The following is a 2,213-nucleotide window of genomic DNA, read 5'->3' as shown; positions in this document are numbered from 1 at the left end:
ACTACATCTCGCACGGCATTGCCAAGCGTCCGGGCGCGTCGGAGACACGCTCGCCGCGCGGCGCCGATGACGAGCAGGGCGGCCAGAACGGCGCCGAGCCGCAAGAGGAAGGCGGCAAGAAGAAGCAGCAGCAGGACGCGCTGACGGCCTATTGCGTCAATCTCAACAACAAGGCCAAGGCCGGCAAGATCGACCCGCTGATCGGCCGCGAGTCCGAGATCAACCGCACCATCCAGGTGCTGTGCCGCCGCTCCAAGAACAACCCGCTCTACGTCGGTGACCCCGGCGTCGGCAAGACGGCGATCGCCGAGGGCCTGGCCAAGCGCATCGTCGAGGGCGACGTTCCCGAAGTGCTGCACAATGCCACCATCTTCGCGCTCGATATGGGCACGCTGCTCGCCGGCACGCGCTATCGCGGTGATTTCGAGGAACGGCTGAAGCAGGTCGTCAAGGAGCTCGAGGATTATCCTGGCGCCGTGCTGTTCATCGACGAGATTCACACGGTGATCGGGGCAGGGGCGACTTCAGGCGGCGCCATGGATGCGTCCAACCTGTTGAAGCCGGCGCTGTCGTCGGGTGCGATCCGCTGCATCGGCTCGACCACCTACAAGGAATTCCGCCAGTTCTTCGAGAAGGACCGTGCCTTGGTGCGGCGCTTCCAGAAGATCGACGTCAACGAGCCGACCATCGAGGACGCGATCGAGATCATGAAGGGCCTCAAGCCCTATTATGAGGAGTTCCACAAGGTGAAGTTCACCAACGAGGCGATCAAGGCCTCGGTGGAACTGTCGGCACGCTACATCAACGACCGCAAGCTGCCGGACAAGGCGATCGACGTGATCGACGAGACCGGCGCCTCGCAGATGCTGGTGCCGGAAGCCAAGCGCAAGAAGACTATCGGCATCAAGGAGATCGAGGCGACGATCGCCACCATGGCCCGCATCCCGCCGAAGACGGTTTCGGCCGACGACGAGAAGGTGCTGCAGGGCCTCGATATCGAGCTGAAGCGAGTCGTCTATGGCCAGGACACTGCGATCACCGCACTGACCTCGGCGATCAAGCTGGCGCGTGCCGGCCTGCGCGAACCGGAGAAGCCGATCGGCTCCTACCTGTTCTCCGGCCCGACCGGCGTCGGCAAGACCGAAGTGGCCAAGCAGTTGGCCGCGTCGCTCGGCGTGGAGCTGATCCGCTTCGACATGTCGGAATATATGGAGCGCCACACCGTGTCGCGGCTGATCGGTGCTCCTCCCGGCTATGTCGGCTTCGACCAGGGCGGTCTTCTGACGGACGGCGTCGACCAGCATCCGCATTGCGTGCTGTTGCTGGACGAGGTCGAGAAGGCGCATCCGGACCTGTTCAACATCCTGTTGCAGGTTATGGACCATGGCAAGCTGACCGACCACAACGGCAAGCAGATCGACTTCCGCAATGTGATCCTGATCATGACCACCAATGCGGGCGCGTCGGATGCGCAGCGTGCGGCGATCGGCTTCGGCTCGACCAAGCGCGAAGGCGACGATGTCGAGGCGATCAACCGGCTGTTCACGCCGGAGTTCCGCAACCGTCTCGATGCGATCATCCCGTTCGGCTCGCTGCCGGTGCCGGTCATCCATCAGGTGGTGCAGAAGTTCGTCATGCAGCTCGAGGCCCAGCTTTCCGAGCGTGGCGTCACCTTCGACCTGTCGGCGGACGCGATCGCCTGGCTCGCCGACAAGGGCTATGATGAGCGCATGGGCGCGCGGCCGCTCGGTCGTGTGATCCAGGAGCACATCAAGAAGCCATTGGCCGACGAGGTGCTGTTCGGCAAGCTCAAGAAGGGCGGCACGGTGCGCGTCACCGTCGAGAAGAAGGAAACCGGCGAGACCGGCCTGAAGCTCGAATCGCTGGCCGACGAGGCGCCGGTGAAGCCGAAGAAGGAAGAGCCGGAAGAAACGCCGAAGTCCAGAAAGGCCGTGGTGAAAAAGCCGGCGGCCAAGAAGCTGGTGGCGCAGAAGCCCGAAGCCAAGGGCAAGGACGGCGGCAAGCGCAGCCTGGTGCCACAACTGCCCCGAAAGAACTGAGCTTACGAAAGTCAAAAAAGCCCCGGAGACGGGGCTTTTTTATTGGAGCGAGGGTAGGCATAATCGGCCAGATCATCATCCTGAACGGTGCGCCGCGATCGAAAAACAAGCATCGCCAAGGCTGTTCAGGAGTGCTTCGATGGCGTCTGGATC

1 protein-coding gene is annotated in these 2,213 nt (G+C 62.9%); it reads left to right on the top strand.

Translation table 11 applies throughout. The annotated features are described in order from the left end of the window. Positions 1–2,060, top strand: a 2,060-nt coding sequence (gene clpA / locus EN969_RS27715) for an ATP-dependent Clp protease ATP-binding subunit ClpA (RefSeq protein WP_127419569.1), incomplete at its 5' end; no start/stop codon positions are given. Between the last annotated feature and the right edge of the window lie 153 nt (positions 2,061–2,213).

Source organism: Mesorhizobium sp. M7A.F.Ca.CA.003.01.2.1 (assembly GCF_003998945.1).
GTDB lineage: Bacteria > Pseudomonadota > Alphaproteobacteria > Rhizobiales > Rhizobiaceae > Mesorhizobium > Mesorhizobium ciceri.
Note: the sequence above shows the minus strand (reverse complement) of the source record. Positions and strands in the feature narration are given on the sequence as shown.